The 23,722-nt window shown below is 64.6% G+C and carries 23 protein-coding genes; 12 read left to right on the forward strand and 11 right to left on the reverse strand.

Annotated elements, in window-relative coordinates; genetic code table 11:
- Positions 1-130: 130 nt before the first annotated feature.
- The 3 genes from ACIPK7_RS11995 to ACIPK7_RS12005 all read right to left on the reverse strand — a co-directional run bounded on the left by ACIPK7_RS11995 (position 131) and on the right by ACIPK7_RS12005 (position 2,631).
- Positions 131-2,026 carry a methyl-accepting chemotaxis protein gene (locus tag ACIPK7_RS11995; RefSeq protein WP_401087882.1) on the reverse strand — a complete coding sequence of 632 codons (1,896 nt, stop codon included), beginning with the start codon at positions 2,024-2,026 and terminating at the stop codon, positions 131-133.
- A gap of 122 nt (positions 2,027-2,148) precedes the next feature.
- Positions 2,149-2,346, reverse strand: a complete 198-nt coding sequence (locus tag ACIPK7_RS12000) for a Flp family type IVb pilin (RefSeq protein WP_401087884.1) — start codon at positions 2,344-2,346, stop codon at positions 2,149-2,151.
- Between the two features lie 78 nt (positions 2,347-2,424).
- A complete protein-coding gene (locus ACIPK7_RS12005) occupies positions 2,425-2,631 on the reverse strand; it encodes a Flp family type IVb pilin (protein WP_401087886.1) in 207 nt (68 codons plus the stop codon).
- Positions 2,632-3,002: 371 nt separating this feature from the next.
- Here ACIPK7_RS12005 and cpaB point away from each other — a divergent pair, with 371 nt between their 5' ends.
- The 9 genes from cpaB (at position 3,003) to ACIPK7_RS12050 (ending at position 12,354) form a co-directional block, all read left to right on the forward strand.
- On the forward strand, positions 3,003-3,923 hold the full coding sequence (cpaB, locus tag ACIPK7_RS12010; protein ID WP_401087887.1) for a Flp pilus assembly protein CpaB: 921 nt from the start codon (positions 3,003-3,005) through the stop codon (positions 3,921-3,923).
- A 15-nt stretch (positions 3,924-3,938) separates the two neighbouring features.
- Positions 3,939-5,171 (forward strand): type II and III secretion system protein family protein, encoded by a 1,233-nt coding sequence (locus ACIPK7_RS12015; RefSeq protein WP_401087889.1) that lies wholly within the window; start codon positions 3,939-3,941, stop codon positions 5,169-5,171.
- A gap of 65 nt (positions 5,172-5,236) precedes the next feature.
- Positions 5,237-6,421: a type 4b pilus Flp biogenesis protein TadZ gene (gene tadZ, locus ACIPK7_RS12020; RefSeq protein WP_401087891.1), complete on the forward strand. Its 1,185-nt coding sequence runs from the start codon at positions 5,237-5,239 to the stop codon at positions 6,419-6,421.
- Positions 6,418-7,665, forward strand: a complete 1,248-nt coding sequence (gene tadA, locus ACIPK7_RS12025) for a type 4b pilus Flp biogenesis ATPase TadA (RefSeq protein WP_401087893.1) — start codon at positions 6,418-6,420, stop codon at positions 7,663-7,665. The genes tadZ and tadA overlap by 4 nt, the downstream gene beginning before the upstream one ends.
- A complete protein-coding gene (locus ACIPK7_RS12030; RefSeq protein ID WP_401087895.1) occupies positions 7,662-8,546 on the forward strand; it encodes a type II secretion system F family protein in 885 nt (294 codons plus the stop codon). Before tadA ends, ACIPK7_RS12030 begins: the two co-directional genes overlap by 4 nt.
- Before the next feature lie 31 nt (positions 8,547-8,577).
- Positions 8,578-9,465, forward strand: coding sequence for a type II secretion system F family protein (locus tag ACIPK7_RS12035; protein ID WP_401088214.1), 888 nt, complete (start codon positions 8,578-8,580; stop codon positions 9,463-9,465).
- Positions 9,462-10,259, forward strand: coding sequence for a hypothetical protein (locus ACIPK7_RS12040; RefSeq protein ID WP_401087897.1), 798 nt, complete (start codon positions 9,462-9,464; stop codon positions 10,257-10,259). The genes ACIPK7_RS12035 and ACIPK7_RS12040 overlap by 4 nt, the downstream gene beginning before the upstream one ends.
- A gap of 19 nt (positions 10,260-10,278) precedes the next feature.
- On the forward strand, positions 10,279-10,560 hold the full coding sequence (locus tag ACIPK7_RS12045) for a DUF3613 domain-containing protein (protein ID WP_401087899.1): 282 nt from the start codon (positions 10,279-10,281) through the stop codon (positions 10,558-10,560).
- An 18-nt stretch (positions 10,561-10,578) separates the two neighbouring features.
- The gene (locus ACIPK7_RS12050; RefSeq protein ID WP_401087901.1) at positions 10,579-12,354 is read left to right on the forward strand and encodes a pilus assembly protein TadG-related protein; all 1,776 of its coding nucleotides are present in this window, start codon (positions 10,579-10,581) and stop codon (positions 12,352-12,354) included.
- Between the two features lie 24 nt (positions 12,355-12,378).
- On the opposite strand, the gene ACIPK7_RS12055 is transcribed toward ACIPK7_RS12050, so the two are convergent.
- Positions 12,379-13,215 carry a response regulator transcription factor gene (locus tag ACIPK7_RS12055; protein ID WP_192431510.1) on the reverse strand — a complete coding sequence of 279 codons (837 nt, stop codon included), beginning with the start codon at positions 13,213-13,215 and terminating at the stop codon, positions 12,379-12,381.
- 150 nt (positions 13,216-13,365) lie between these two features.
- Positions 13,366-13,845, reverse strand: coding sequence for a prepilin peptidase (locus tag ACIPK7_RS12060; protein WP_401087903.1), 480 nt, complete (start codon positions 13,843-13,845; stop codon positions 13,366-13,368).
- Between the two features lie 274 nt (positions 13,846-14,119).
- Here ACIPK7_RS12060 and ACIPK7_RS12065 point away from each other — a divergent pair, with 274 nt between their 5' ends.
- Together ACIPK7_RS12065 and ACIPK7_RS12070 are read left to right on the forward strand one after the other, a co-directional pair.
- On the forward strand, positions 14,120-14,590 hold the full coding sequence (locus tag ACIPK7_RS12065; RefSeq protein ID WP_401087905.1) for a TadE/TadG family type IV pilus assembly protein: 471 nt from the start codon (positions 14,120-14,122) through the stop codon (positions 14,588-14,590).
- Between the two features lie 8 nt (positions 14,591-14,598).
- Positions 14,599-17,379, forward strand: coding sequence for an ATP-binding protein (locus ACIPK7_RS12070; protein ID WP_401087907.1), 2,781 nt, complete (start codon positions 14,599-14,601; stop codon positions 17,377-17,379).
- 60 nt (positions 17,380-17,439) lie between these two features.
- Here the strand turns inward: ACIPK7_RS12070 and ACIPK7_RS12075 are convergent, their stop codons facing one another.
- The 3 genes from ACIPK7_RS12075 to ACIPK7_RS12085 form a co-directional block, all read right to left on the reverse strand.
- Positions 17,440-18,912 (reverse strand): inorganic phosphate transporter, encoded by a 1,473-nt coding sequence (locus ACIPK7_RS12075; RefSeq protein ID WP_192431507.1) that lies wholly within the window; start codon positions 18,910-18,912, stop codon positions 17,440-17,442.
- A gap of 285 nt (positions 18,913-19,197) precedes the next feature.
- Positions 19,198-19,413, reverse strand: coding sequence for a hypothetical protein (locus ACIPK7_RS12080; RefSeq protein WP_081517536.1), 216 nt, complete (start codon positions 19,411-19,413; stop codon positions 19,198-19,200).
- Positions 19,414-19,667: 254 nt separating this feature from the next.
- Positions 19,668-20,744 carry a sigma-54-dependent Fis family transcriptional regulator gene (locus ACIPK7_RS12085; RefSeq protein WP_192431506.1) on the reverse strand — a complete coding sequence of 359 codons (1,077 nt, stop codon included), beginning with the start codon at positions 20,742-20,744 and terminating at the stop codon, positions 19,668-19,670.
- A gap of 223 nt (positions 20,745-20,967) precedes the next feature.
- On the opposite strand from ACIPK7_RS12085, the gene ACIPK7_RS12090 reads away from it, so the two are divergent.
- Positions 20,968-21,276, forward strand: coding sequence for a PsiF family protein (locus tag ACIPK7_RS12090; RefSeq protein WP_045209676.1), 309 nt, complete (start codon positions 20,968-20,970; stop codon positions 21,274-21,276).
- 182 nt (positions 21,277-21,458) lie between these two features.
- Here the strand turns inward: ACIPK7_RS12090 and ACIPK7_RS12095 are convergent, their stop codons facing one another.
- The 3 genes from ACIPK7_RS12095 to dmeF all read right to left on the reverse strand — a co-directional run bounded on the left by ACIPK7_RS12095 (position 21,459) and on the right by dmeF (position 23,663).
- Entirely contained in the window at positions 21,459-21,593 is a 135-nt protein-coding gene (locus tag ACIPK7_RS12095) for a hypothetical protein (protein ID WP_017519380.1), read from the reverse strand.
- 79 nt (positions 21,594-21,672) lie between these two features.
- A complete protein-coding gene (locus ACIPK7_RS12100) occupies positions 21,673-22,602 on the reverse strand; it encodes a pseudouridine synthase (protein ID WP_401087910.1) in 930 nt (309 codons plus the stop codon).
- A gap of 98 nt (positions 22,603-22,700) precedes the next feature.
- The gene (gene dmeF / locus ACIPK7_RS12105; protein ID WP_401087912.1) at positions 22,701-23,663 is read right to left on the reverse strand and encodes a CDF family Co(II)/Ni(II) efflux transporter DmeF; all 963 of its coding nucleotides are present in this window, start codon (positions 23,661-23,663) and stop codon (positions 22,701-22,703) included.
- Positions 23,664-23,722 lie beyond the last annotated feature (59 nt).

The raw sequence follows: 23,722 nt of genomic DNA on the forward strand, positions 1-23,722 counted from the left end.
ACCGGTGCCATGCGGGCGTGGATGACGACGGGAGGCGATGACGATCGGGTGTAGGAGCGATGACGTGTCGTAACCAGCCAGCAACCAATGAAAAAGGCGCCCGAAGGCGCCTTTTTCGTGTCCGCAGGAATCAGATGCGGAAGCTGTCCACCAGATGACGCAGGCGCCCAGCCTGATTCTCCAGGTCGGCGCAGGCGCGCAGGGTGGCCTGGAGGTTTTCCACGCCTTCCTGGTTCAGGGTGTTGATCTCGGTGATGTCCATGTTCAGCGAGTCGACCACGGCGGTCTGCTCCTCGGTGGCGGTAGCGACCGACTGGTTCATCGAGTCGATCTCGCCGATGCGGTGGGTGACGCTGGCCAGGCGCTCGCCGGCGCGGTTGGCGATCTCCACGCTTTCCAGGCTGTAGCGCTGGCTCTCGGTCATGGTGTCCACGGCTTCGCGGGCGCCGATCTGTAGTTCTTCGATCATCTTCTGGATCTGCTGCGCCGATTCCTGGGCGCGGTGGGCAAGGTTGCGCACCTCGTCCGCCACCACGGCGAAGCCACGGCCGGCCTCACCGGCGCGGGCGGCTTCGATGGCGGCGTTCAGCGCGAGCAGGTTGGTCTGCTCGGAGATGCCCTTGATCACCTCCAGAATCTGCCCGATGTTCACCGTGCGGCTGTTCAGCGCTTCGATATTGGCGCAGGCGGAACTGATCTTGTCGGAGAGCAGGTTCATTGCGCTGATGGTCTGTTCGACCACCTGGCGGCCGTCGCCGGCCTGATGCGAAGCATCGGTGGCGTGGTGCGAGGCATCGGCTGCGTTGCGGGCGATTTCCTGGGCGGCAGCGCCCAGTTCGTTGATCGCCGCGGCCACGCTATTGGTACGGTTGGCCTGCTCGTCGGAGTTGCTCATGGACGAGTTGGAGGCATTCACCACCAGTTGCGACACGTCATGCAGGTTGCGTGCGGTGGAAGCCACCTCGCGGATCGACTCATGGATACGCTCGACGAAGCGGTTGAAGGCGTTGGCCAGCACGCCGAATTCGTCGTTGCTGGCGACCTTCAGGCGCTTGGTCAGGTCGCCTTCGCCCTGGGCGATATCCTGCATGGCGCGGCCCATGTCGGTCAGCGGTGCCATCAGCACGCGGATCAGCATACCGAGCAGGAACAGGATGGCGACGATGGCAATGACGGTGGCGATGATCGCGGTATTGCGGAAATCGCTGAGCATTGCGTAGGCCGAGTCCTTGTCGAGCACCAGAGCTACATACCAGGTTACGCCTGGCAGGCCCTTTACCGGCGTCATCGAGACCAGTTGCTCCTTGCCGTTGACGCTGACTTCCTGCACGCCCGGCTGCACCTTGGGTGCGCCCTGCTGGTAGACCTCGCCGAGGCTCTTGAAGATCAGGCTGCTGTCCGGGTGCAGGAGGATCTTGCCGGCATCGCTGACGAGGAAGGCGTAGCCGTCGCCATCGAACTTCAGCGAGTTGATGATCGCGGTGATGGTTTCCAGCTTCATGTCGCCGGCGGCCACGCCGACCAGCTGGCCGTTGCGCATGACCGGCATGGACATGGCGAGGATCTGCTCGTTGGTGCCGGCGTCGAGGAAGGGCTCGGTGACGATCAGCCGGCCAGCGGCCACGGCGTCCTTGTACCAGCCGCGGGTGCGCGGGTCGTAGCCGTCGGGCATCGGCGCATAGGGGCGCATGGTGAACACGCCGCTGGCGGCTTCACCGAGGTAGACCGATTCGAAGTTCTTCTGGAACACCTGCTGCTCCAGCACGTGCTGGATGCGTTCGGGTGTCGGCTCGCCGTCGGCCAGTTGCGCAGATTCCGCTTCCACCAGCTGGATGCGACCTTCCAGCCAGCTCTGGATGTTGCTGGCGGTCAGGCTGCCGACCTCGGAGAGGTAGGATTCGGTGTCGGAGTGGATGGCCTGGCGCTGGCGCAGATCGTTGAAGAAGATGAAACAGGCGAAGGCGAAGGTGACCACGAGGGAGGCCGCCAGGAGAATCTTCCTGGAGAAGGACAGCGAACGAAGCATTGGAGAAGCATCCTGCAAGTGCAACAAGAGAGAGCAGGGTATATCGGCCGTCTGGGGCGGGACTTTAGTGTGAACGGACAGAACTGGGAGCGGTATTGCACTGCTCCCGTTTGCTGAGCGAGTTACAGGCCCAGCGCCGTCTGTACCTGGGCCATGAGCGCACCGACCTTGGTGCCGATGGGGCTGGCCGCCGTCAGTAGGGCGATGGAGATCAGTCCGGCGATCACGGCGTATTCGATGGCAGTCGCGCCTTCGCGGTCAGCCAGGAAATAGCGGAGTTGCTTGCAGAGACGTTTCACCGAGTCAGTCTTGCGTTCCATGTTCGGGCCCTCCGGGCAGCGGACAGCGACAGGATCGGAGCCGTATGCGGGCTCCGCGAGCGCTTCGAATCAGGAGGGTCAGGCGCCGATGGCGGTCTTGATTGCCGTCATCAGTGTTCCGATCTTGGTGCCGATCGGTGTGGCTGCCGCGAGCAGCGCAATGGAGATGAGGCCTGCGATGACTGCATACTCGATGGCGGTGGCGCCTTCTCGATCACGGATGAAAGTTTTCAGTTTGCCGATGAAGTTCTGCGGAAGTTGTTTTACTGCGATTTTTTTTTCCATGGCCGTAGCTCCGTGCACACCCGAGTACAAACAGGGCGGGTGCCCTGACTTCACCGTCAGGCTAGGCGTCGCATGGCCGAATGCAATTGTTCAAATAGTGCTAATACCAAAGTTATAACCATGTCGGTATATAAGTAATTGCGGGTCGTAATTTTAACTGGCGTGGTTGACGCTCTAAACAGAGCTACTAGATTCAGTTTTGCAACAACTAAATACTGATTATGAGGAATGATTCTTATCGAACTTCCTCGTCTGGCCGAAACAACAATAAAGGTCTGAAGAAAAATACCGGTAACGCCGGTAACGGACTTCTTACGACAAGGCCGCGGACCTTCCGGTCCGTATTTCCGAGATCGCCCAAGGATGTGGTCATGAATAGCAAGGTGCTGATGGTATTCGCCGGGCTGTTGTTGGTATGCGCCGGTGTGGTGGGGTATCTCGGACTCAAGGTCGGCAAACCGGCCGCTCCGGCTGCCGGTGTGGTGCAGGAGGTAGCGCCGGCGGCGCTGGCCGAAGCGGACAAGCTGCAGCGCACCGCCGTGGTGGTGGCCGCCCGTGATCTGCCGGCCCTGGCGGTGATCGGCAAGGACGATGTCAGCGTGGAAATGCTGCGCACCGCTCCCGCCGGCAGCTTTCCCAAGCCTGAAATCGTGATCGGCCAGCGCGTCTGGGTCGCCGTTCCGGCGGGCAATATCCTTACCTCCGCCGTGACCGAACCGGGTGGCCCTCTGGCTCGCACCATCCGGCCGGATGAGCGCGCCATGGCGATTGCCGTGGACGAGGTCATCGGTGGCGGCGGCTTCGTGCTCCCCGGCGATTACGTCGACGTCATGCTCTTCGTCCAGGACCAGCAGAGCACCGAGCGCAGCGTCAGCGCCCAGGTGGTGCTGCCCGGTGTGCGCGTGCTGACCTACGGCGAGCAGATCGCCGTTTCCACCGACGGCCAGGCGCGCAACGCCGGCGATCCCAAAGACAAGACCCCCAAGCCGCCGCGCACTGCCGTACTGGCAGTGCCCGCCGAGGCGGCAGCGCGCCTTATGCTCGCCAGTCAGGCCGGCTCCTTGCGTCTGGCGGTGCGCAGCAAGGACGAGAACCTCTACGAGAAGGAGCAACAGGGCCGATATATCCAGGCCTCCCTCGGCTCCGCTTCCAGCCAGCCGATCACCCTCGAACAACTCATCGGCAAGCCGCGCCAGGCGCCGGCCCCCGCCGTGCGCCAGGTTTCCGCGCCGCAGGTCGACGCCGGCGTGGTGGTCTACCGAGGCACCACCGTTACCCGTGAAGCACATTGAGCAAGGAGTGCATCGATGTCCAAGCGCTTCATCCTTCCCCTGGTTGCCCTGCTGGCCTGTGCCGTTCACTCTGCGGCGCAGGCCATCCCGAGCGCTTGCGCAGGCTTCGCCGACCAGCAACTGAATCTCGATGTCGAGCAGGGGGCGCAGCGTGACCAGCAACTGCCGGTGCCGATCAAGCGCCTGGCCATCGGCGATCCGAACATCGCCGACGTGCAGGTGCTGGACAAGCGCGACTTCCTCGTCACAGGCAAGGCCGAAGGCCTGACCAGCCTGCTGATCTGGACCGCCTGCAGCGACCAGCCGATGCGCACCGTAGTACGGGTTGGTGCGCGCGCCGTAGGCGACGTGGCGGGTGCAACCGGCGTTGGCGCCGGCAGCCTGCCCAACCAGGTACAGACCGACATTCGATTCGTCGAAGTCAGCCGCAGCAAGCTCAAGCAGGCCAGCACCTCGCTGGTCCGGCGCGGCTCCAATACCTTCGTGCTGGGCTCGCCGGGCAGCCTGGGCAACCTCACTGTCGATCCCATTGGCAACCTGGACGGCACCTTCGGCAACGCCAATGGCGGCTTCAACATCATCTGGGGCGGTGGCAGCAGCAAGTGGCTGGGCTTCATCAATGCCCTTGAAGGCAGTGGCTTCGCCTACACCCTGGCGCGGCCCAGCCTGGTGGCCACCAGCGGACAGACGGCGTCGTTCCTGGCCGGCGGCGAGTTCCCGATCCCGGTGCCCAATGGCGATAACAACAACATCACCATCGAGTACAAGGAGTTCGGCGTGCGCCTGACCCTGACCCCGACGGTGATGAACGACAAGCGCATCGCCCTGAAGGTGGCACCGGAAGTCAGCGAGCTGGACTTCTCCAGCGGCATCCGCACCAACGACATCGCCGTGCCCGCTCTGACCGTGCGGCGCACCGACACCAGCGTGATGCTCTCCGACGGCGAGAGCTTCGTGATCAGCGGGCTGATCAGCAGCAGCACCATCAGCAACATCGACAAGTTCCCCTTTCTCGGCAGCATCCCGGTGATCGGCGCGTTGTTCCGATCTTCGAACCTGGACAAGGACGATCGCGAACTGCTGATGATCGTCACCCCCCACCTGGTACAGCCGCTGGCGGTCAATGCCGCGCTGCCCAAACTGCCTGGCGAAGGGCTGCGCGACTACGACCCAGGATTCGGCGAGTTCTATTTCCTCGAAGACGGCCGCTTCGACAAGCGCAAGGCCAGCAGCGGGATGTCGCATTGATGGAAACTTATGAAGCGCTGACCCGCCAGAGAGCGGGAGGCAAGGCAAAGCAAGGGAGCACGGGCATGAGTCAGACTTTCGTGGCGCTGATCCAGCATCCCGGCGAGCAGGAGTGGCTGCAGAGCAGCCTGGCCGGCTGCGGGCAGGTCGTCCTGGCCAACAGCGGTACGCTGGAGGAGCTGCTGTCGCTGCTGGATGTCACCGGCGCGACGGTGCTCTTCACCAGCCTGAACAAGGCCAACCTGGTCTGCCAGGGCTCGCTGATCGAGGGGCTGGTCTCGGCGCGGCCGCTGCTCTCGGTCGTCGCCGTCGGCGATGGCCTGGACAACCAGTTGGTGCTGGCCGCCATGCGCGCAGGAGCCCGAGACTTCGTCACCTACGGCGCCCGTGCCAGCGAGCTGAGCGGACTGGTCCGCCGTCTCGGCGGCCGCCTTCCCACCGTACCGGTGAGCGCCACCCAGCAGGGCGAGCTGATCAGCCTGATCAGTGCCCGGCCGGATGCAGACGGCGCCTTCGTCGCCTTGCACCTGGCCCTGGCGCTGCAACGCCAGGCGGAGCACCGCGTGCTGCTGGTCGACATCGGCCAACCCACTGGCGAGGCGCTGGCGATCCTCGGCATGGAGCCGTCATTCACCTTCGCCGATGCGCTACGCAACCTGCGCCGTCTGGACCAGACCTTGATCGACAGCGCCTTTGCCCGCCACGAATCGGGCCTGCGCGTGCTCAGCCTGTCGGACGAACCCGGCGTGCTGGAGCGCATCACCACCGCCGAGCTGTACCTGCTGCTGGGCAACCTGCGCAGCGCCTTCAGCCATATCCTGATCAACCTCACCGGCGTCGCCGAAGGCGAACTCAGTGGCCAGTTGCTGATGCAGGCCAGCCGCGTGCTGTGGCTGGTGGACCAGAGCGTGCCGTCTTGCAAGAAGGGACTGGAGCGCCTTCGCCGCCTGCGCGAGCGCACGCCGGCGCTGCCGCGTATCGAGCTGCTGATCGAGCGTTACTGGGCCTCGGTGCCACCGGATGCGCCTGCGCTGGGCAAGATGTTCGGCCTGGAGCTCTTCGGTGTGCTGCCGGCCTCGCCCGAAGCACGCCTGCGCGCCAAGAACGTCGGCCAGAGCCTGTTCGACCTGGCCCCGCGCGACCCGCTGACGGTGAAGCTGCGCGACCTGGCCGAGGCGCTGGGCGCGGGCGTGGCCGAGAAGCGCGGGCTGCTGCGCTGGATCGGCCGGGCGAAGGCTGCGCGTTCATGAACCCGCATTACGGCGGCGGGCATGGCCGTCATGATCAGGACCTGCAGACGCTGAAAATGCGCCTGCACCGCTACATCATCGATGAGATAGACGAAGACGGCATGAACCTGCTGGAGGGCGCGCGGCCGGCGGTGGCGCAGTACGTCTCCGAGAAGGTCTGCGAGTACGCCTCGCGCCGCCAGCTGGCGATCTCCCGCTACGAACTGGACCGCCTCGCCGAAGAGGTGGTGGACGAACTCACCGGCTTTGGCCCGCTGGAGATCCTCCTGCGGGATCCGGGCATCTCGGAAATCCTGGTCAACGGCCCGGACCGGGTGTTCATCGAGCACGAAGGCCGGCTGTACCAGAGCGACCTGCGCTTCATCGACGACCATCATGTGCAGCGGGTGATCCAGCGCATCCTCGCGCCCCTGGGGCGGCGCCTGGACGAGTCCAGCCCGATGGTGGACGCACGCCTGCCCGATGGCAGCCGGGTCAACGCGATCATTCCGCCGGTGGCGCTGGACGGGCCCTGCCTGTCGATCCGCAAGTTCAGCAAGGAGCTGCTCAAGAGCGCCGACCTGCTGGCCTACCAGAGCGTCGACGAAGCCATGCTGGCGTTCCTCCGCCAGGCGGTGGCGAGCCGCTGCAACATCCTCATCAGCGGCGGCACCGGCACCGGCAAGACCACGCTGCTCAACGTCATGAGCAGCTTCATCGACGAGCGCGAGCGCATCGTCACCATCGAGGATACCGCCGAACTGCAACTGGGCCACGACCACGTGGTACGGCTGGAGACCCGTCCGCCGAATGCCGAGGGGTTCGGTGAAGTGACCGCCCGCGACCTGATCCGCAACGCTCTGCGGATGCGTCCGGACCGCATCATCCTCGGCGAAATCCGCGGCGTCGAAGTGCTCGACGTGCTGCAGGCGATGAACACCGGCCACGATGGCTCGATGAGTACCGTGCACGCCAACTCGGCGATGGATTCTCTGCTGCGCCTGGAGATGCTTGTGGGGCTCACCGGCCAGCGCGTGCCGGAGCAGACCTTGCGGCAGATGCTCTGTTCAGCGCTCGACATCATCGTGCAGATCACCCGCCTGTCCAACGGCCGCCGTTGCGTCAGCGAAATCCTCGAAGTGCTGGAGGTGCGCGACGGTGTCTACGTTACCAACTCGCTGTTCAGCCTTGACCGGCGCGGCACCGGGCAATTCGTCCGGGCGGCCCAACCGGGCGGCATCAAGTTTCGTCAGGTGCTGCTGTGACCAGCGCAGCGCTGTTGATACTCGTCAGCCTGGGCCTGGCTCTGTTCGGCGTAGTGCTCAGCGGCATGAGCGTGCGTGCACGACACAACGAGCAGGTGATGCGGCGCCTGAGCGGTGAGCCCCTGGCCAGCAGTGGCCGCGTCCGCAGCAGCCACTGGCTGGCGCGGCGCATGCGTCGTGCCGGTATTGCCGACATGCGCCGCTGGCTCTTCGGCGCTGGCGTGGTCGCCGTGCTGCTGGCCCTGCTGGGGCAGCGCTTGGCCGGCCCGACCGGTGCGCTGTGCGGTGTGGGGCTGGCGGGGCTGGGGTTTCACGTACTGCTCAACGTGCTCTACCAGCGCCGGCTGCAGAAAATGATCCGACAGATGCCGAACTTCCTCGATCAGGTGGTCCGCAGCCTGCACTCCGGTCGCACCCTGGGAGATTCCATCACACAGGCGGTAAGTGCTGCCGATGACCCGCTTCGGGAAATTTTCTCGCTGGTGAACAACCATGTGCTGCTGGGCATCAGTCTGCCGGAGGCATTACAGGAGGTCGCCGAACTCTACGACGTCGAAGAGCTGCACGTGTTCTCCCTGGGCGTGGCGGTAAATCATCGCTACGGAGGCAACACCACCGACCTGCTGGAAAACATCATCAAGGTCATCCACGAGCGAGAAAAGCTCAGCCGGCAGTTGCGCGCAATGACCGGCGAGACTCGCCTGAGCGCATTCGTCCTGGCGGTGCTGCCTATCAGCCTGGGGGGCTACATCCTTTTCACCAACCCGGGCTACCTGATGAACATGTGGATGGATACCGGCGGCCGCTGGATGCTGCTGACATCTCTCGGCCTGCAGGTGCTGGGGTGTTACACGCTTTGGCGCATGCTCAAGAGCATATGAGGAAGCTGCCATGCCCGTTCTCTACGGACTGATGGTTCTAATGCTGGTGCTCGCGGCATCGCTCCTGGCTTTCTCGCAGAGTCGCAAGGCGGGGCGTGAGCAGCGCTTGATCGAGCAGCGTCTGGGCGGCGAGTCTCTGGCGCGTCCGGGAAGCCGCCGGGTGTCCGACCTTGTCGAACGGGTGAGTGGCAGCGGGCTGGGCAAGCGACTGCATCTGCGCGACGAGGAAGTCCGCGTTCTGCTGAATCAGGCCGGCTGGAGCGGCGGCACGCCGCGCAGCCTCTATCTGATATCCCTGATCTTTTGCCCTGTGCTGATGGTGGGGGGCGTCCTCATCTACCTGGCGATGCCCGGCACTGCCGTCTCGTCGCCGGCTATATCGCTGCTGTTCGCCGCGGGCATTGGCTTTCTGCTGCCTAAGCGGGTTCTGGCGTATTTCGCTGAAAAGCGCCGGCTGCGCCTGGCCGAAGAAGTGATTCTGTTCATCCAACTGATCCGCATCCTGTTCGACTCCGGTCTGACTGTGGAGCAAAGCCTGCGCGTGGTCTGCCGGGAGGGGCCGAGCATCGTCCCCGTTCTGTCTTCGGAACTGGAGAATGTGCTGGCGCACACCGAAAGCGGCCTGGACCTCGCCGACGAGCTGGATCAACTGAGCCGCCGCCTGCTGGTGAGCGAGCTCACCGACTGCTGCAACGTGCTGCGCCAGATGGTGCGTCAGGGGGGCAGTGCGCGCAGCTCGTTGCTGACCCTCAAGCAACTGTTCGAGGACCGGCGCCTGACTGGCCTGCAGGAAAAGGTCAGCAAGCTTTCGGCGAAGATGAGCCTGGTGATGATGCTGCTGCTGTTCCCGGCGCTGCTGATCATCCTTGCCGGGCCGGGTTTCCTCGCGATTACCAAGGCCATGGGGGGAATAGGATGAGAAACGCGTGCTTGATCGGCCTGTTGGGCCTGACCCTTGCCGGTTGCGCCAACTTCGACACCCTCGGCGGGCCGAGCGTCGGGCAGAACTGCGACGAGAAGCTCGGCCAGGCGGTGGAGCTGCAGCTCAACCTGGCCCGCGAGATGCTGGACAACGGCCGCGCCCATGCCGCTCTGGCCAACCTGGAAACCCTGCCGCCGAACTCGCTGGAAGTGCGCGAAAGCAAGGCACTGGCCCTGCGCCGTATCGGTGATCCCAAGGCGCGCATCGTCTACGAAGGGCTGCTGGGCACCTGCAAGTCCGCCGAGGCCCACCATGGCCTGGGGCAGATCGCCATGCGCGGCGGCAATACCGTGGAAGCCGAGCGCGAGCTGCGTGAAGCGGCGCGCCTGCAGCCCACCGACAGCTCTCTGCGCAACGACCTGGGTTTCGTCCTGCTGCGGCGCGGCGAGATGGAGAAGGCGCGCTTCGAGTTCATCACCGCCATGGAACTGAACGAACACGACAAGCTGCCGGCCACCAATCTGCTCAGCGTCATGTTCATCCAGGGCGAGAACAGCGAGGCCAGCCGGTTGATCCAGAGCGTCGGGCTGTCCGCCGACCAGGTTCGTGCGGCCCAGGACCAGGCGAAGGACCTCCGCCCGGTAAGCCCCGCCAGCCCGTCCAGCCAGCCGGCAGTGCAGGCCGAAAGTGTTAGCTACGTGGACGAACCGGTGGAAGACGCGCACCCGGCTCTCGTCGAGTCGACTCCGGCGGTGGCACACGACGCCAAGCTGCTGGTCAAGGCTCGCTGAGGCGGGCAGGGAGGGAAGGATGAAGACATGGATTCTGGCCGGCGCACTGCTGGCGACGCCGATGCTGGCGCAGGCGCTGGAGAGTGCCCACGCGGAGGCCGGTACCACCGCTCGGGACCAGCAGGAAGTGCTGACCTGGCTGGAGCTGCAGAGCAGCGGCAAGGCCGCCTCGGCCCACCGACAGAGCGCCACGCCGGCCGAGCGCGACCGTGCCTACCAGCGCTACCTGAAGAGCTATACCCACGAGATTCCCGAGTACCTGCTCGACGACAACAACGGCTTCAGCACCGACAAGAACTGATCCCTTCCGGAGGCTGCCATGGGACGTGAAAGGCAGCGAGGCGCAATCGGCGTCATGGCGGCGGGAACGCTGCTGTTGGCGCTGATCTGCCTGGCCCTGGTGATCGACACCGGGCGCCTGTACTTCGAACAACGCAAGCTGCAGCGCGTGGCGGACATGGCGGCGCTGGAAGCGGCCACCCAGGGCGGTATGTGCGGCTCGCAGCTGGCCGCCGACATCCAGGGCTACGTCACCGCCAGCGCGGCTAAGAACGGCTTCGTGCCCGGCACCGGCGACACGCTGGTCGGGACACTGGGCAGTGTCAGCTTCTCTGCTGGTTACGGCAGTGCCGATTCCCAGCGGGTGTTCAGCGCAGGCGGCAACCTGGCAGATTCCGTGCGCGTGCAGGCTACCCACAGCGTACCCTCCAGCCTGGTACTCAACGTCGCCAGCCTGTTCAGCGGTGCGTCGAGCACCACGGTGATCAGTGCCCAGGCCGTGGCACGGCGCTCGGCGATGGCGGGGATCTCCGCGGGTAGCGGTGTGCTGAGCCTGGACTCGAGCAACTCGCCGTTGCTCAATGCCCTGCTCGGCGGGCTGCTGGGCACCAACCTCAACCTGGACGTGGTGACCTACCAGGGCATCGCCGGGGCCAACGTCTCGCTGCTCGCCCTCAGCCAGCAGCTCAAGGCCGCCGGGGTGAACCTCGAACTGGGCAAGATCGACAGCCTGCTGGGCGCCAACGTCACCGCCGCGCAGTTGCTCCAGGCCATGGTCAATGCGGCGGACTCTTCACAGCTGGCCGGGGTGAATACGGCGCTGCTGCGCACTGCGCTGGCCACCATCAACGTGCCGACGGCGCAGCTGACCCTGGGACAGATTCTCAGCGTGGTGGCGCCGGACAGCGTGCGCGATACGGCGCTCAGTGCCGGGGTCAACATGCTCGACCTGCTGATGGCGACGGCGCTGGTGGCGAACAAGAACAATGCGGTGACCATTCCCACCCAGAAGCTCGCCGTGCCTGGGCTGCTATCGCAGAGTCTGACTCTGTCGGTGATCAATCCTCCGCAGATCGCCATCGGCTATCCCGGCCGCAATGCCGATGGCTCCTGGAGGACTCAGGCGCGTTCATCGCAGGTCAATCTGACCGTGAAGGCTAACGTGGACCTGTTGAATCTCGGTCTGGTGAAGTCCGACGTGACCCTGGTTGCCGCTGTCGCCCCAGGTTCTGCTGCGCTGGAGAGCATCCAGTGCGGAGGTGTTGGCAAGCCGGTGACGGTGGGTGTCCAGGCGCAGCCAGGCATCGCTTCCCTGAGCCTTGGCGCCTCGGTCAATCTGGTGAGCCTGGGGTCGGGTTATCTTGCCAGTGTCGACATCACCACTCCTTCGGGGCCCGTGACAATTGCTACTTCAGCCCCCACTGCGCTGACCTTCACCGTTGCCAGCCCCAGCGATCTGCCCAGCGCCGTTCAGCGTGCCCAGAGTCCACTCGGGGCGTCGCTGGGCGCGGGCTTGGCGAGTCTGAGCAACGGTCTGAAGATCGACGTGAGTCTGGGCTCGCAGGGACTGCTGTGCAACCCGTTGCTGGGCTGGCTGCTGTGTGACCTGGGCAAGCTGGTGGACAGGGTCGCCGGTGCCGTCATTAACTCCGCCACCGACTTGGAGAGGCTCCTGACCAAGGCCCTGGCGGACCTGGTCACGGCCTTGGGCAACGCCCTCATCGACCCGCTGCTCAAGCTCCTGGGCATCCAGACCGGCATCCTCGACGTGCGCCTGATCGACCTCCAGACCGGCGGCTCCGAGCTGCTGATCTGAAGGCCGTCAGAGGCTGAGGCGGTCTCAGTGCACCGCGCTGCTTTGCGAGGCGCTGGGGGAGATGGCCAGGGCGAGCTGGGTGCGGTTGTGCATGTGCATCAGTCGCAGCACCTGGGAGACATAGAGCTTCACGGTGTTCTCGGTGATCCCCAGGTCATAGGCGATCTGGTAGTTCGTCAGCCCCTTGCTCACCAGGCGCGCCACGGCCTGCTGACGCGGCGATAGCTTGTTGAACAGCGGGTTGTTGACCACCGGCGTCATCTGCTCGGCGTTGCTCGGCGCTGCGCTGGCCGCCGGCTCGGGCTGTTCCTGCTTGAGTGCGCCGCTGCTGGCCGGCTGGCCGCCGCTTCCATGGACCTCATACTTGATCTTGTGGATATCCCGCGAGATCGAGTTGAGCGATTCGGCGAGGTATTCCAGGCGCTGGTTCACGTGACTCAGGCTGAGCTGGCTGCGGATGCGTTCGTGCAGACGCGCCTCTAGGCGCTCCAGGCCCTTGAGCAGGTCCATCGGCGCCACCGGCTTCTGGTAGTAATCGGCGACGCCGACGCGCATGGCCTCGATCACTTCCTGGCTGCCTTGCTGGCCGGTGAGGATGATTGTTTCGAAGAACCGTGTCGCGCCGGCTACATCCTTGAGCGCCTCGACCACGCGGATGCCGTTGTCGCGACCCAGGCCCAGGTCGCAGATCACCAGGCCGATCGAGGTGTCATCGCGGAATTTCTGCAGGGCGCTGTCCTTGCTGTCGCTGACCACGCAGCGGTAGCCGCTGTTCGCCAGCAATTCGGAAAGCTCCGCGGTGACCTGAGGCTCGTCATCGATGACCAGCACGCTGAAACGGCGATTGGCCGTTTTTTCCATGACTGCACGCTCCTTGAAGGATTACTTCCATTATTTTTATCGTCCGGCCGTTCAAATACCGTAGCCGGATCGTCCCATCAGGCGATGGATGGTATTAACCCTTAGCATATAGTCGTTAAGTTTGGACTCCGCCAATTGTCGGAATCTTTTTTATTGGAGGAGCGACAGGGTCGTCAGAAGACCGGCGAACAGCGCGAAGATGAAGGGAAATGACTTGAACTTTGACGGTTGCAGTTTGGCTAATTGCGATTTGCAATTAGCCGGTACTTTATCCGAATCAATCAAAAGTTTGCTGGCGGACATCAACGCCACACAGAACAGGCAGGCCAGCGCCAAGGTGTACAGAACCGTCTGTGGGTCGCTGGCCAAGCCTAGGGCGATCAGCAGTTTCACGTCGGCTGCGCCCAGCTTTCCCAGCCAGTAGCCCGGCACGCTGAGCAGCGCCGCCAGCAACGCGGCGACCCCCGAGGCAAGCGGCGCATAGCCCGTCAGCGTATGTCCCGTGACCAGCAGGAACAGCAGGGCCGCCAACGCCCCGCCCAGCGTCAGCCAGTTGCTGACCTGCAGCCGCGTGAGGTCCTGGCTGGCACACACGGCGAACCATCCCAGCAGGCAGAGTTTGAACAGCATTGAGAATGTCCTTATCCCGGAACGGCGACTTCGAAGCAGATTAGTGGAGTTGTAAGGTATCCCGCACTCTGGCGCCATATTGCAATTGAAGCCAAGGCTAATCGGGTTTGGCTCGAAACGTTATTCCGATAGGCCATGAAGGCGAATCGTGGAAGAGCGCCTAGTATTGCTGGAGAACGGTATTTATCCGACGGCGAGTATCTTCAGTAAAGTTCCGCTGTGCCGACAAGTTGAACGATCATTCAAGTTGGAAGTTGGTTCGGGAGTATTTCGCATGAACGGAGTCGGCGGACGTTGCACTCAACGAGGCGCGGTGGCTATCGAGTTCGCCGCCGTATTCGTGCTGTTCTTCGCAGTTCTCTACGGACTGCTCGGTTATTGCGTGCCCCTGCTGATGCTGCAGTCGTTCAACGATGCGGCGGCGGCGGGTGCGCGAGTGGCCGTCTCGGTGAATCCCCAGGCCGCGGGTGGCTACAGTGCCGCGCTGAAAGCGGCTGTGGATAATGCCGTGACCCAGCGCCTGAGCTGGATGCCGACGAGTTGGCGCAACGGCTGCTACAGCGGGCAGTTCATGGACACCCTGGTGACCGAGACGGTCTCGGGTCGCCAGTACACGCGCGTCCGGGTGTGCGTCAGCTATCCCTACGCCACCTCGCCCATCGTCCCGCTCCTGACCCTGCCGGGGATCGGCACGGTGCCGCGCCTGCCCGATGTGCTCAGCGGCACCGCCAGCGTCCTGCTCTGAGGCATCGGATGTTCGATTTCTGGCGCTCCAGGCCTCGCGGCCAGCATGAGATGAACGACAACCCGGTGCCGAGCCGGCCCCTGGCGGCACGCCGGCGTCCGGCGCTGCCGGTGGAGGAACTGGCCGAGCCCGTGGTGACTGGCCACTGGGACCTGTGGTTGGAGCTGGACAGTCGCGATCGCGTCATCGCGCGTGGCGGCAGCCAGGCGCACCGTCTGCTGCCACCGGTGCCGGGCAACGGCGAGCTGCCCGGGCTAGGGGACTATCTGGACCGGCGTATTCCCGGCGGCATGCAGGTTTCCAGCCTGCGCGGCGGCGAGCGGCTCGACCTGGTGCTGCGCAGCTCCGGCGACCTGCCGCTGGTCTGCCGCTTCCGGGCGGTCCTGCAGCCCAACGAGCACTGTCTGCTGCTGGGCACGGATATCTCCGACCTGAACTGGCAGTCCGACAGCCAGCAGCACAAGCTGCAATGCCTGAGCCTCAGCAAGTTGCTGCTGGCGCGCCTGCGCCACAGCTCGCAACGCCGCCTCGGCGAGGCCGTCGGTGAGGTACTGGAGGCATTCTGCAGCAACTTCCACATGCGCAGCATGGCCCTGTTGCTGGAGGCGCCGGACCAGAGCCTGCGGGTCTTTGCCTGCTATGTGCAGCCCGGCTTCGACAGCCTGCTGCGGGACAACCTGACGGTGCCCGGCGATGAGTTGCGGACCGCCAGCGGTGCATGCCTGCTGGGGGCCGATGGCAGCCCGTCGGAGCTGCTGCAAATCTTGTGCTGCGCCCAGCTCTACCTGATCCCGGCCCCCGTGCGCGGTGGGCGACTGGCCGGGTTGCTGGCCGAGCCGATGGAACATGGCGGCAGTTGGCCGGGGCTAGCGCCGAGCGACTGGCAGTACCTGGCGGAGATCCTCACCAACCTGGTCCACGAACGTACCGAGCTGCACAGCCTGCGCGACAGCAGCCGGCGCCTTAACCTGCTGCAGGACATGGTGGGCGGTGGCTGGTGGCGGCTGCACGTCGACGAGGGCCTGTTCGAACTATCGCCCGCAGTGGCGGCTAGCCTGGGTTTGCCCGCCGGGCAGCTGCAGCTGCCGCTGGTTGACCTGCTGAGCCAGTTGCACCCCGCCGACGCCGATGAACTCAGCCTGCGCCTGCGCAACCTGCAACCGGGCGGGCGGCTGGTCCAGGACTTGCGCCTGCGCGGTGCTTCGTCCACTCAGACGAGGCGCTGGCTGCGGCTCCAGGGCCGACGGCAGGCGCGCGCCGGTGACCAGTTGATGGACGGCGTGCTGCTGGATATCAGCGAGGGCAAGCTGCAGGAGGAACAGGCTTTGGCGGCCCACGCACGGCTGCGCAACCTGATCGACAGCGCCCCGGTGGTGATCTACGTGCAGCGGGTGGAGGAGGGGCACCTGATCCCCGAGTTCTACAGCGAGAGCGCCGGCAACCTGCTCGGCCTCGACCTGCAGGGCCAGAACTGGCAGGCGCTGGCCGAGCGCGTGCATCCCGAAGATCTGGAAGTCTTCCTCGACCGTGGCCGCGAGCTGCTGCGCGAAGGCCGCGTGCGCACCGAGTACCGCCTGTGCGACAGCGCTGGAGAGTGGCACTGGCTGTACGACGAGGCCAAGCTGCTGCGCGACATACAGGGCATCCCGCAGGAGGCCGTCGGCCTCTGGCTGGATGTCACCGAGCAGCACCTGGCCGCATTGCAGATCGCCGAGAGCGAGGAGCGCTATCGCGTGCTGGTCGAGGACTCTCCGGCGCTGATCTGCCGCTACGACCCCGACCTGCAGCTGACCTTCATCAACCACACCTTCGCCCAAGTGCTGGGCGAGACGGTGGACGCGCTGCTCGGCCGGCGGCTCGACGAGTGGCTGTCCGAGCAGGACTGCAGCGCCTTGCGTGCACGTCTGGTCGGCGGCGGCCAAAGTGTGGCGGACGATTCCTGGGAGCTGCGTTTCTGCCTCCCCGGCCAGCGCAACCTCTGGCTGATCTGGTCGGACCGGCCGTTGCTGGATGCCGAGGGGCGGCTTGTGGAAATCCAGGCCGTGGGCCGCGACAACACCGCTGTGCGCCACGCTCAGCAGCAACTGGCCCAAGGCGCGAAGATGGCCAGCCTGGGCGAGATGGTCAGCGGCATGGCCCACGAGATGAAGCAGCCGCTGCACGTCATGCGCATGTCCCTCTACAACGCACGGCAGAAGCTCGGCGAACCGGAGTACCTGAAGGAAAAGCTCGAGCGAGCCGACGCGCAGATCGACCGGCTCTCGCGGGTGATCAGCCATATGGGCGTATTCAGCCGCAAGTCGGAGCTGGAGGCCGCGCCCTTCGATCCCTATGACGCCTGTGAAGGTGCCGTCGCCTTGCTGGGGGAAAGTCTCACCCAGCAGGGCATCACCCTGGAATGCCGGCCGCCGGCGCAACGGGTGGTGGTGCGGGGCTATTCCGACCAGTTGGAACAGGTGCTGATCAACCTGCTGGCCAACGCCCGTGACGCCTTGCTTGGACGAGGAAATGAGGGCGCGCGCTGGGTCGGCGTGTCGCAAGAGCCCTGCACGGACCCCGGCTGGGTTGAACTGCACGTGCGCGACAACGCCGGCGGCATCGACCCGGCGGTGATCGAGCGCATCTTCGAGGCCTTCTTCACCACCAAGCCGATCGGCAAGGGTACGGGGCTGGGGCTGTCGGTGAGCCACGACCTGATCCGCAACATGGGCGGCAGCCTGTCTGTGGATAACTTCAAGGGCGGTGCGCGTTTCGTCATCCGCCTGCCGAGGCAGACCATCACCGTTTGAGCGAGCGGAAATGAAAAACGCCTGCGGATGCAGGCGTTTTTCGTGGTGCGCGGCGCGGGATCAGCCGATGAAGCGCGAGGACAGCCAGAACAGGCCGGCGGACAGCGCGATCGACACCGGCAGGGTCAGCACCCAGGCCATGAGGATGTTGCGGATCGTGCTGCCTTGCAGGCCGCTGCGGTTCGCCACCATGGTGCCCGCCACGCCCGAGGACAACACGTGTGTCGTGGACACCGGCAGGCTGTAAATGTTGGCCATGCCGATGGCGGCGGTCGCGGTGAGCTGGGCGGCGATGCCCTGGGCATAGGTCATGCCCTGCTTGCCGATCTTCTCGCCGACGGTGAGCACCACGCGCTTCCAGCCGACCATGGTGCCGATGCCCAGGGCCAGGGCCACCGCGATGATCACCCAGAAGGGCGCGTATTCGGTGGTGCTGGTCAGGTCCTTGCGCAACTTCTCGAGGTCCGCCTTCTCGCGGGACGGCAGCTCGGACAGCTTGCCGACCTTCTTCGCGGTGTCATCCAGGCACAGCAGGTAGCGGCGCACCTGGACGCGCTCGTCGTCATTCAGGTCGTTGTAGCTGGAAACGCCGTGCAGATCACTCAGCAGGCCCTTGAGGGTCGCTTCGGTCTGTTTCGGCTCGCAGCGGTACAGGTCAGGCATGTCCGCTTCGCCGGCCTTGCCCAGGGCGAGCATCTCGCCGAGGGTATCGGAGTGGCGGTTGTAGAACTGCTGCAGGTGGATGGCGGCGTCGCGGGTGCGCTCGATCTGGTAGGTGGTGCTGTTCAGGTCGAGAACGAATTTCGCCGGGACGATGCCGATCAGCACCAGCATGATCAGGCCGATACCCTTCTGGCCGTCGTTGGAGCCGTGCACGAAGCTCACCGTCATGGCCGAGATCACCAGTACCAGGCGGTTCCAGAACGGCGGGTGCTTCTTCTCGTCGACGTCGCGGCGGGTTTCCGGGGTCTTGTGCATCTTCGACAGCGGGTACAGCCACTTCAGGCCGATCAGCAGGGCGCCGGCGACGACGAAGCCGGCCAGCGGCGAGAAGATCAGCGACAGGCCGATGTCGATGGCCTTGCCCCAGTTGATCCCGTCGGCCACCGGTACGCCGTTGATCAGGGCGTTCGCCAGGCCCACGCCGAGGATCGAGCCGATCAGGGTGTGCGAGCTGGAGGCGGGGATGCCGAAGTACCAGGTGCCCAGGTTCCAGGTGATGGCCGCGGCGAGCAGCGAGAACACCATGGCCAGACCGTGGCCGGTATTCACGTTGATCAGCAGCTCCACCGGCAGCAGGTGGACGATCGCGTAGGCGACGCCAACGCCGCCGAGCAATACGCCGAGGAAGTTGAAGATGCCGGAGAGGATCACCGCGCGGTACGGGGACATGGCCTTGGTATAGATAACCGTGGCCACCGCGTTGGCGGTGTCGTGGAAGCCGTTGATGAACTCGAACGCCAGGACGAATGTGAGTGCCAGCACCAGGCTGACACCCACCCAGACATCGAGTCCGCTGAAGAGATCGAACATGAAAATTCTATGACCGGTCGGAGACGGGGCGGCGATTATGCCAGAAGCTTGGAGCACCGTATTTAGCCTGAAACGGTTTCTCCAATTTGCGCGACGCCTCGTCGCACGGCGCTTTCAGGCAGGGTGGAAAAAGTTTGCAATGCTTCCACGCGGGCCGCCGGCCCATCGGATGAGTGTTTGCAGGCCAACTGGCGGGCTCCCCCACGGAGCGCTGCTTGCCCATCGCTTCAAGACTCCCCACAACGGATTCGGGCGGGTCTTTCAGGCTGGGGCCGTACCTGCGATTTAAACGGAAGCGCCTTCCTGATCCTTTTTCTGTCGTTCTTCTTCGATTCTTTCCAGTTCCCGGTCGAAGGCCTTGTCCTGCACGCTGGGTCGCTTGCGCCAGGGTTTCTTGCCGGGTTCGGGCTGGGCGGCATAAAGGGTCACTTCGCCGCCCTGTTCATCCTTGAAACGTTGCTCCTGGCGCTCCAGTTCCGCGCGCAGTTCGTCTTTGGTCACGATCATTCCTGATGACTGAAAGCTGATGACTAAAAGCTGATGATTTGAAGAGGGTGACTGGCAGCCGCTGACGATGTGTCGTTCGCTGGCCGTCGACGTCCCGCCTGGGCGGCACCCTGGAAGTGTAGACGCTCAGCTTGCACTGGCGTGCGGGCTGCAAAAACGGCGCGGATTATAACCTTTCGCGGGGGGAGGTCGGGCGGGGATCGCCGACGGACGGTTTCGCCCCCCAGCTGGCGCGGGCTGAGCTCACCTCAGCCGGTGCGGCTGAGGTTCAGTTCGCCGATCTTTTCCAGGCGTGCGCGGACGATGTTGCGGCTGATGCCCAGCAGACGGCCGGTCTGCAACTGGTTGCCATGGCAGAAGTGGTAAGCGGTGCGGAACAGCACTTCCTCGACGTGCTCGTAGAGGTCGGGCTTGTTGCTTTCGAACAGTTCCAGCAGCGCCTGCTCCAGGGTGGCCTCGACGCGGGGGGCCAGGGCGTGGGGGAAGGCTTCGTGGCGCAGCGAGTCATGGCGTGGTGCCGATGGCAGCTCGGCGAGTTGCAGGTCGCCCGGTTGTACCTGCTGGTTACGGCATACCAGCAGAGCGTGGTGAATGGCGTTCTCCAGCTCACGGATGTTGCCCGGCCAGGTGTGGCCCAGCAGCTTGCGCTCGGCCTCGGGGCTCAGGGAGGCACGGTTGTAGCCCAGGCGCTGGCAGTGCTCTTCCAGGAAGAATTCAGCCAATGGCAGGATGTCGCCGGGACGCTCGCGCAGCGGCGGCAGGCGGATGGTGGCGACGTGCAGGCGGTAGAACAGGTCCTCGCGGAAATGTCCGGCTACTACGGCGTCGGCCAGGTTGACGTTGGTGGCGGCGACTACCCGCACGTTGATCGGCACAGGCGTGCGCGATCCCAGTCGCACGACTTCGCGTTCCTGCAGCACGCGCAGCAGCTTCACCTGCATGTTCAGCGGCAGGTCACCGATTTCGTCGAGGAACAGGGTGCCGCCGTTGGCCGATTCGAACCAGCCGGCCTTGCTGCTGGTGGCGCCGGTGTAGGCGCCTTTCTCGTGGCCGAACAGTTCGCTTTCCACCAGCGTCTCGGAAAACGCGCCGCAGTTCACCGCCACGAAGGGCGCACCGCTACGGCGGCTGAGCTTGTGGATATGTCGCGCGACCAGTTCCTTGCCGGTGCCGGTCTCGCCAATGATCAGCGCGTTGGCTTCGCTGGGCGCCAGGCGCTCGATACGGTTGAGCAGCTCCTGCGAGCGCGGGTCCTTGAACACCAGCACCGTGGCGCGGACCGACTTGGTTTGCTCGCGGGCATTGGGAAGGGTCAACAGCGACATGGCAGGTTCCTGGCGTACCGAATGAGTGGCAGCGCCATACTGCGGCATTTTTGATATTTCAAAAAATTATCAATTCGAATTTATATATAACCACTTTATTTTTTGCCGCGTGCGAATCAACGCGGGCCGGGCGGGATGACATGCAGGATCGCGTCGCAGCCCTCGCGAATACTGGGCTGCAAGCTACGCTCAGAGTGGCAATTCCACCCTGGGAGACCACTCCATGACCACCGTTCGGATTCCGCTGCTCGTCCTGGCTCTGCTTTTTTCGGCTCAAGGCTTTGCCGCCACCGCCGCGCAGACCGCTCAGCAGGAGAAGATGAAAACCTGTAACGCCGATGCCACCACCAAGGCGCTCAAGGGCGATGAACGCAAGGCGTTCATGAGCACCTGCCTGAAGGCTGGCGGCGGCGAAACCAAGGCCACGACGGCGCAGCAGGAAAAAATGAAGACCTGCAACGCCGATGCGACCAAGAAGGCGCTCAAGGGTGACGAACGCAAGGCGTTCATGAGCACTTGTCTGAAGAAGTGAGGACGGAGCGCGGCAGGGCCGCGCGGGGCACGAAAAAGGGCAGCCATGGCTGCCCTTTTCAATGGTGTCTGTCTCCTCGGCCCGGCGTTACAGCCCCGAGAACACCAGCCAGGCCGCGGCCAGGGCGTAGAGGACGATCACCGCATCCATGCGCAGCGCAGGCGGGAGTCGCCGCACAAGGTTCATTTCTTGGCCACCGCGGACCAGAAGCCCTGGGCATTGCGGAAGGGCTGGCGGGCCATCTGTTCGGGGCGAGTGATGCCGTCGGCACGCAGGGCGTTGACGAGGGCGGAAAAGGACTTGGCGCTGTAACTCATGATCGGGCTCCCGATGCTTTCTCTCCTTGGAGTGGAGCTATGAAAACACCCGGGCCGCAATCGACGGAAATGGATCGTCTTAAGGGTGACCATCGATGAAATTGATGGAAGGCCAGGTCAGTTCCAGCTGGCTCCTGAAATGCCGTGCCTCACCGGTTATCGGGTCGACGAACTCCAATTGCCGGGCCAGCAGCTTCAGTGGCTTGTCGAAGTCTTCAGCTGGCCGCTCGCCGCGCGGCGGCAGCGTTGGGTAGAGCGGATCGAAGCACAGCGGCGCGCCCAGGCTCGACATGTGCACGCGCAACTGGTGACGTTTGCCGGACACCGGATGCAACCCGTAGCGCCAAAGCTCGCCGCGCTGCTCCAGCACCTCGATGCGCGTTTCGCTGTTGGGTTCACCGTCCACTTCCTGCATGCGGATGAAGGGATCGCCCTCAACCATCCGCGAGCGATGCACCAGCGGGAATTCCTGATGCGGCAGCGCCGGGGCGATGGCCTCGTAAATCTTGTCGATACGCCGTTCGCGGAACAGCGCCTGGTAGGTATCGCGGTTGGTCGGGTTGGCGGAGAACAGCACCAGCCCGGCGGTGAGCCGGTCGATGCGGTGCAGCGGCACCAGCTGCGGGTTATCCAGGCGCCTGGTGAGTCGGGCGAGGAGGGTTTCCTCGACGTACTGCCCGGCGGGCGTCACCGGCAGGAAGTGCGGCTTGTCCGCCACCACCAGGTGTTCATCCGCATACAGGATGCTCTCCTGGAAGGGGATCGGCGCTTCCTGCGGCACCTCGCGGAAGTAATGGATGCGCAGCGCTTCGCGGTAGGGGTGGTCGGGGCCGATGGGCTGGCCGTCGTTGTCCAGCACCTTGCCGCGCGCCATGCGGTCCAGCCAGGTGTCGCGGCTGATCGCCGGGAAGCGCGCGCACAGGCAGTCGAGCACCGTCGTCCAGGGGCCGGCGGGCAGGTGCAGGATGCTGGCGCGTTGCTGGGCGGTGGAGAAACGGGAGCTGGACATGCGGGCAGGCGACCGGGTTCGACAGGCTGCGCATTAGGCCGCAGCGGCGTGGCGGCCGTCAAAGCCGCCACGACTTCCGGTCTTGTAACGGGTAGCTCTCAGGCAGGGATCGGGTTGATCTCCACCGTGATGTGCGCCAGTTCCTCATGAACCTGCAGGCGCTGGCGCACCAGCTCGGGCGTCAGGTCACCGATGCTGGCGAGGCTGAGGATGCAGGCGTAGCGCGACTTGCCCACGCGCCACAGGTGCAGGTCGGTGATGCGCGCCGGATAGGGCAGCTCGGCGACCACCTCGCGGATTTCCTCCACCACCGGGTCGTTCATTTCCGCGTCCAGCAGCACCCGCCCGCTCTGCTTGAGCAGGCCCACCGACCATACAGCCACCAGCACCGAGCCGATCATGCCCATCAGCGGGTCGAGCCAGGCGGCGCCCCAGATCAGCCCGCCGATCAGGGCGATGATTGCCGCCACCGAGGTGGCTGCGTCGGCCAGCACATGGAGATAGGCGGCGCGCAGGTTCAGGTCGTGGCCATGGTCGTGATGGTCATGGCCGTGGTGGTGGTCATGACCATGACCATGAGCGTGATCATGGCCGTGGTGATGATGCTCGCCGCGCAGCAGCCAGGCGCAAGCCAGGTTCACCAGCAGACCGATGACCGCAATGGCGATGGCCTGCTGGTAATGGATCGGCGAAGGGGAGAGCAGCCGTGCGACAGACTCGAACATCATCAGCGCCGCCACGCCCAGCAACAGGATGGCGCTGGTGTAGCTGGCGAGAATCTCGATCTTGAAGGTGCCGAAGGCGAAGCGCGCGTCGCCCTTGAAACGCCGCGCCGCCACATAGGCGAAGAACGCCAGCCCCAGCGCCAGGGCGTGGGAGCTCATGTGCCAGCCGTCGGCGAGCAGGGCCATGGAGTTGAAGAGCCAGCCCCCGGCGATCTCCACCACCATCATCACCACGGTCAGCAGCGCGGCGCGCAGGGTGTTGCGTTCGGCCAGGGGATTGCCTTCATGGAACTGATGGTCGTGGCGACCGTCTTGCGGGTGGGCGGCGTGCTGCATGATGATGGTCCGTAGGATCAGTCTGGATACTATACCCCAGTATACCTTTGGAGTTTTGA

The organism is Pseudomonas sp. NPDC086581 (assembly GCF_044746165.1).
Classification (GTDB): Bacteria; Pseudomonadota; Gammaproteobacteria; order Pseudomonadales; family Pseudomonadaceae; genus Pseudomonas.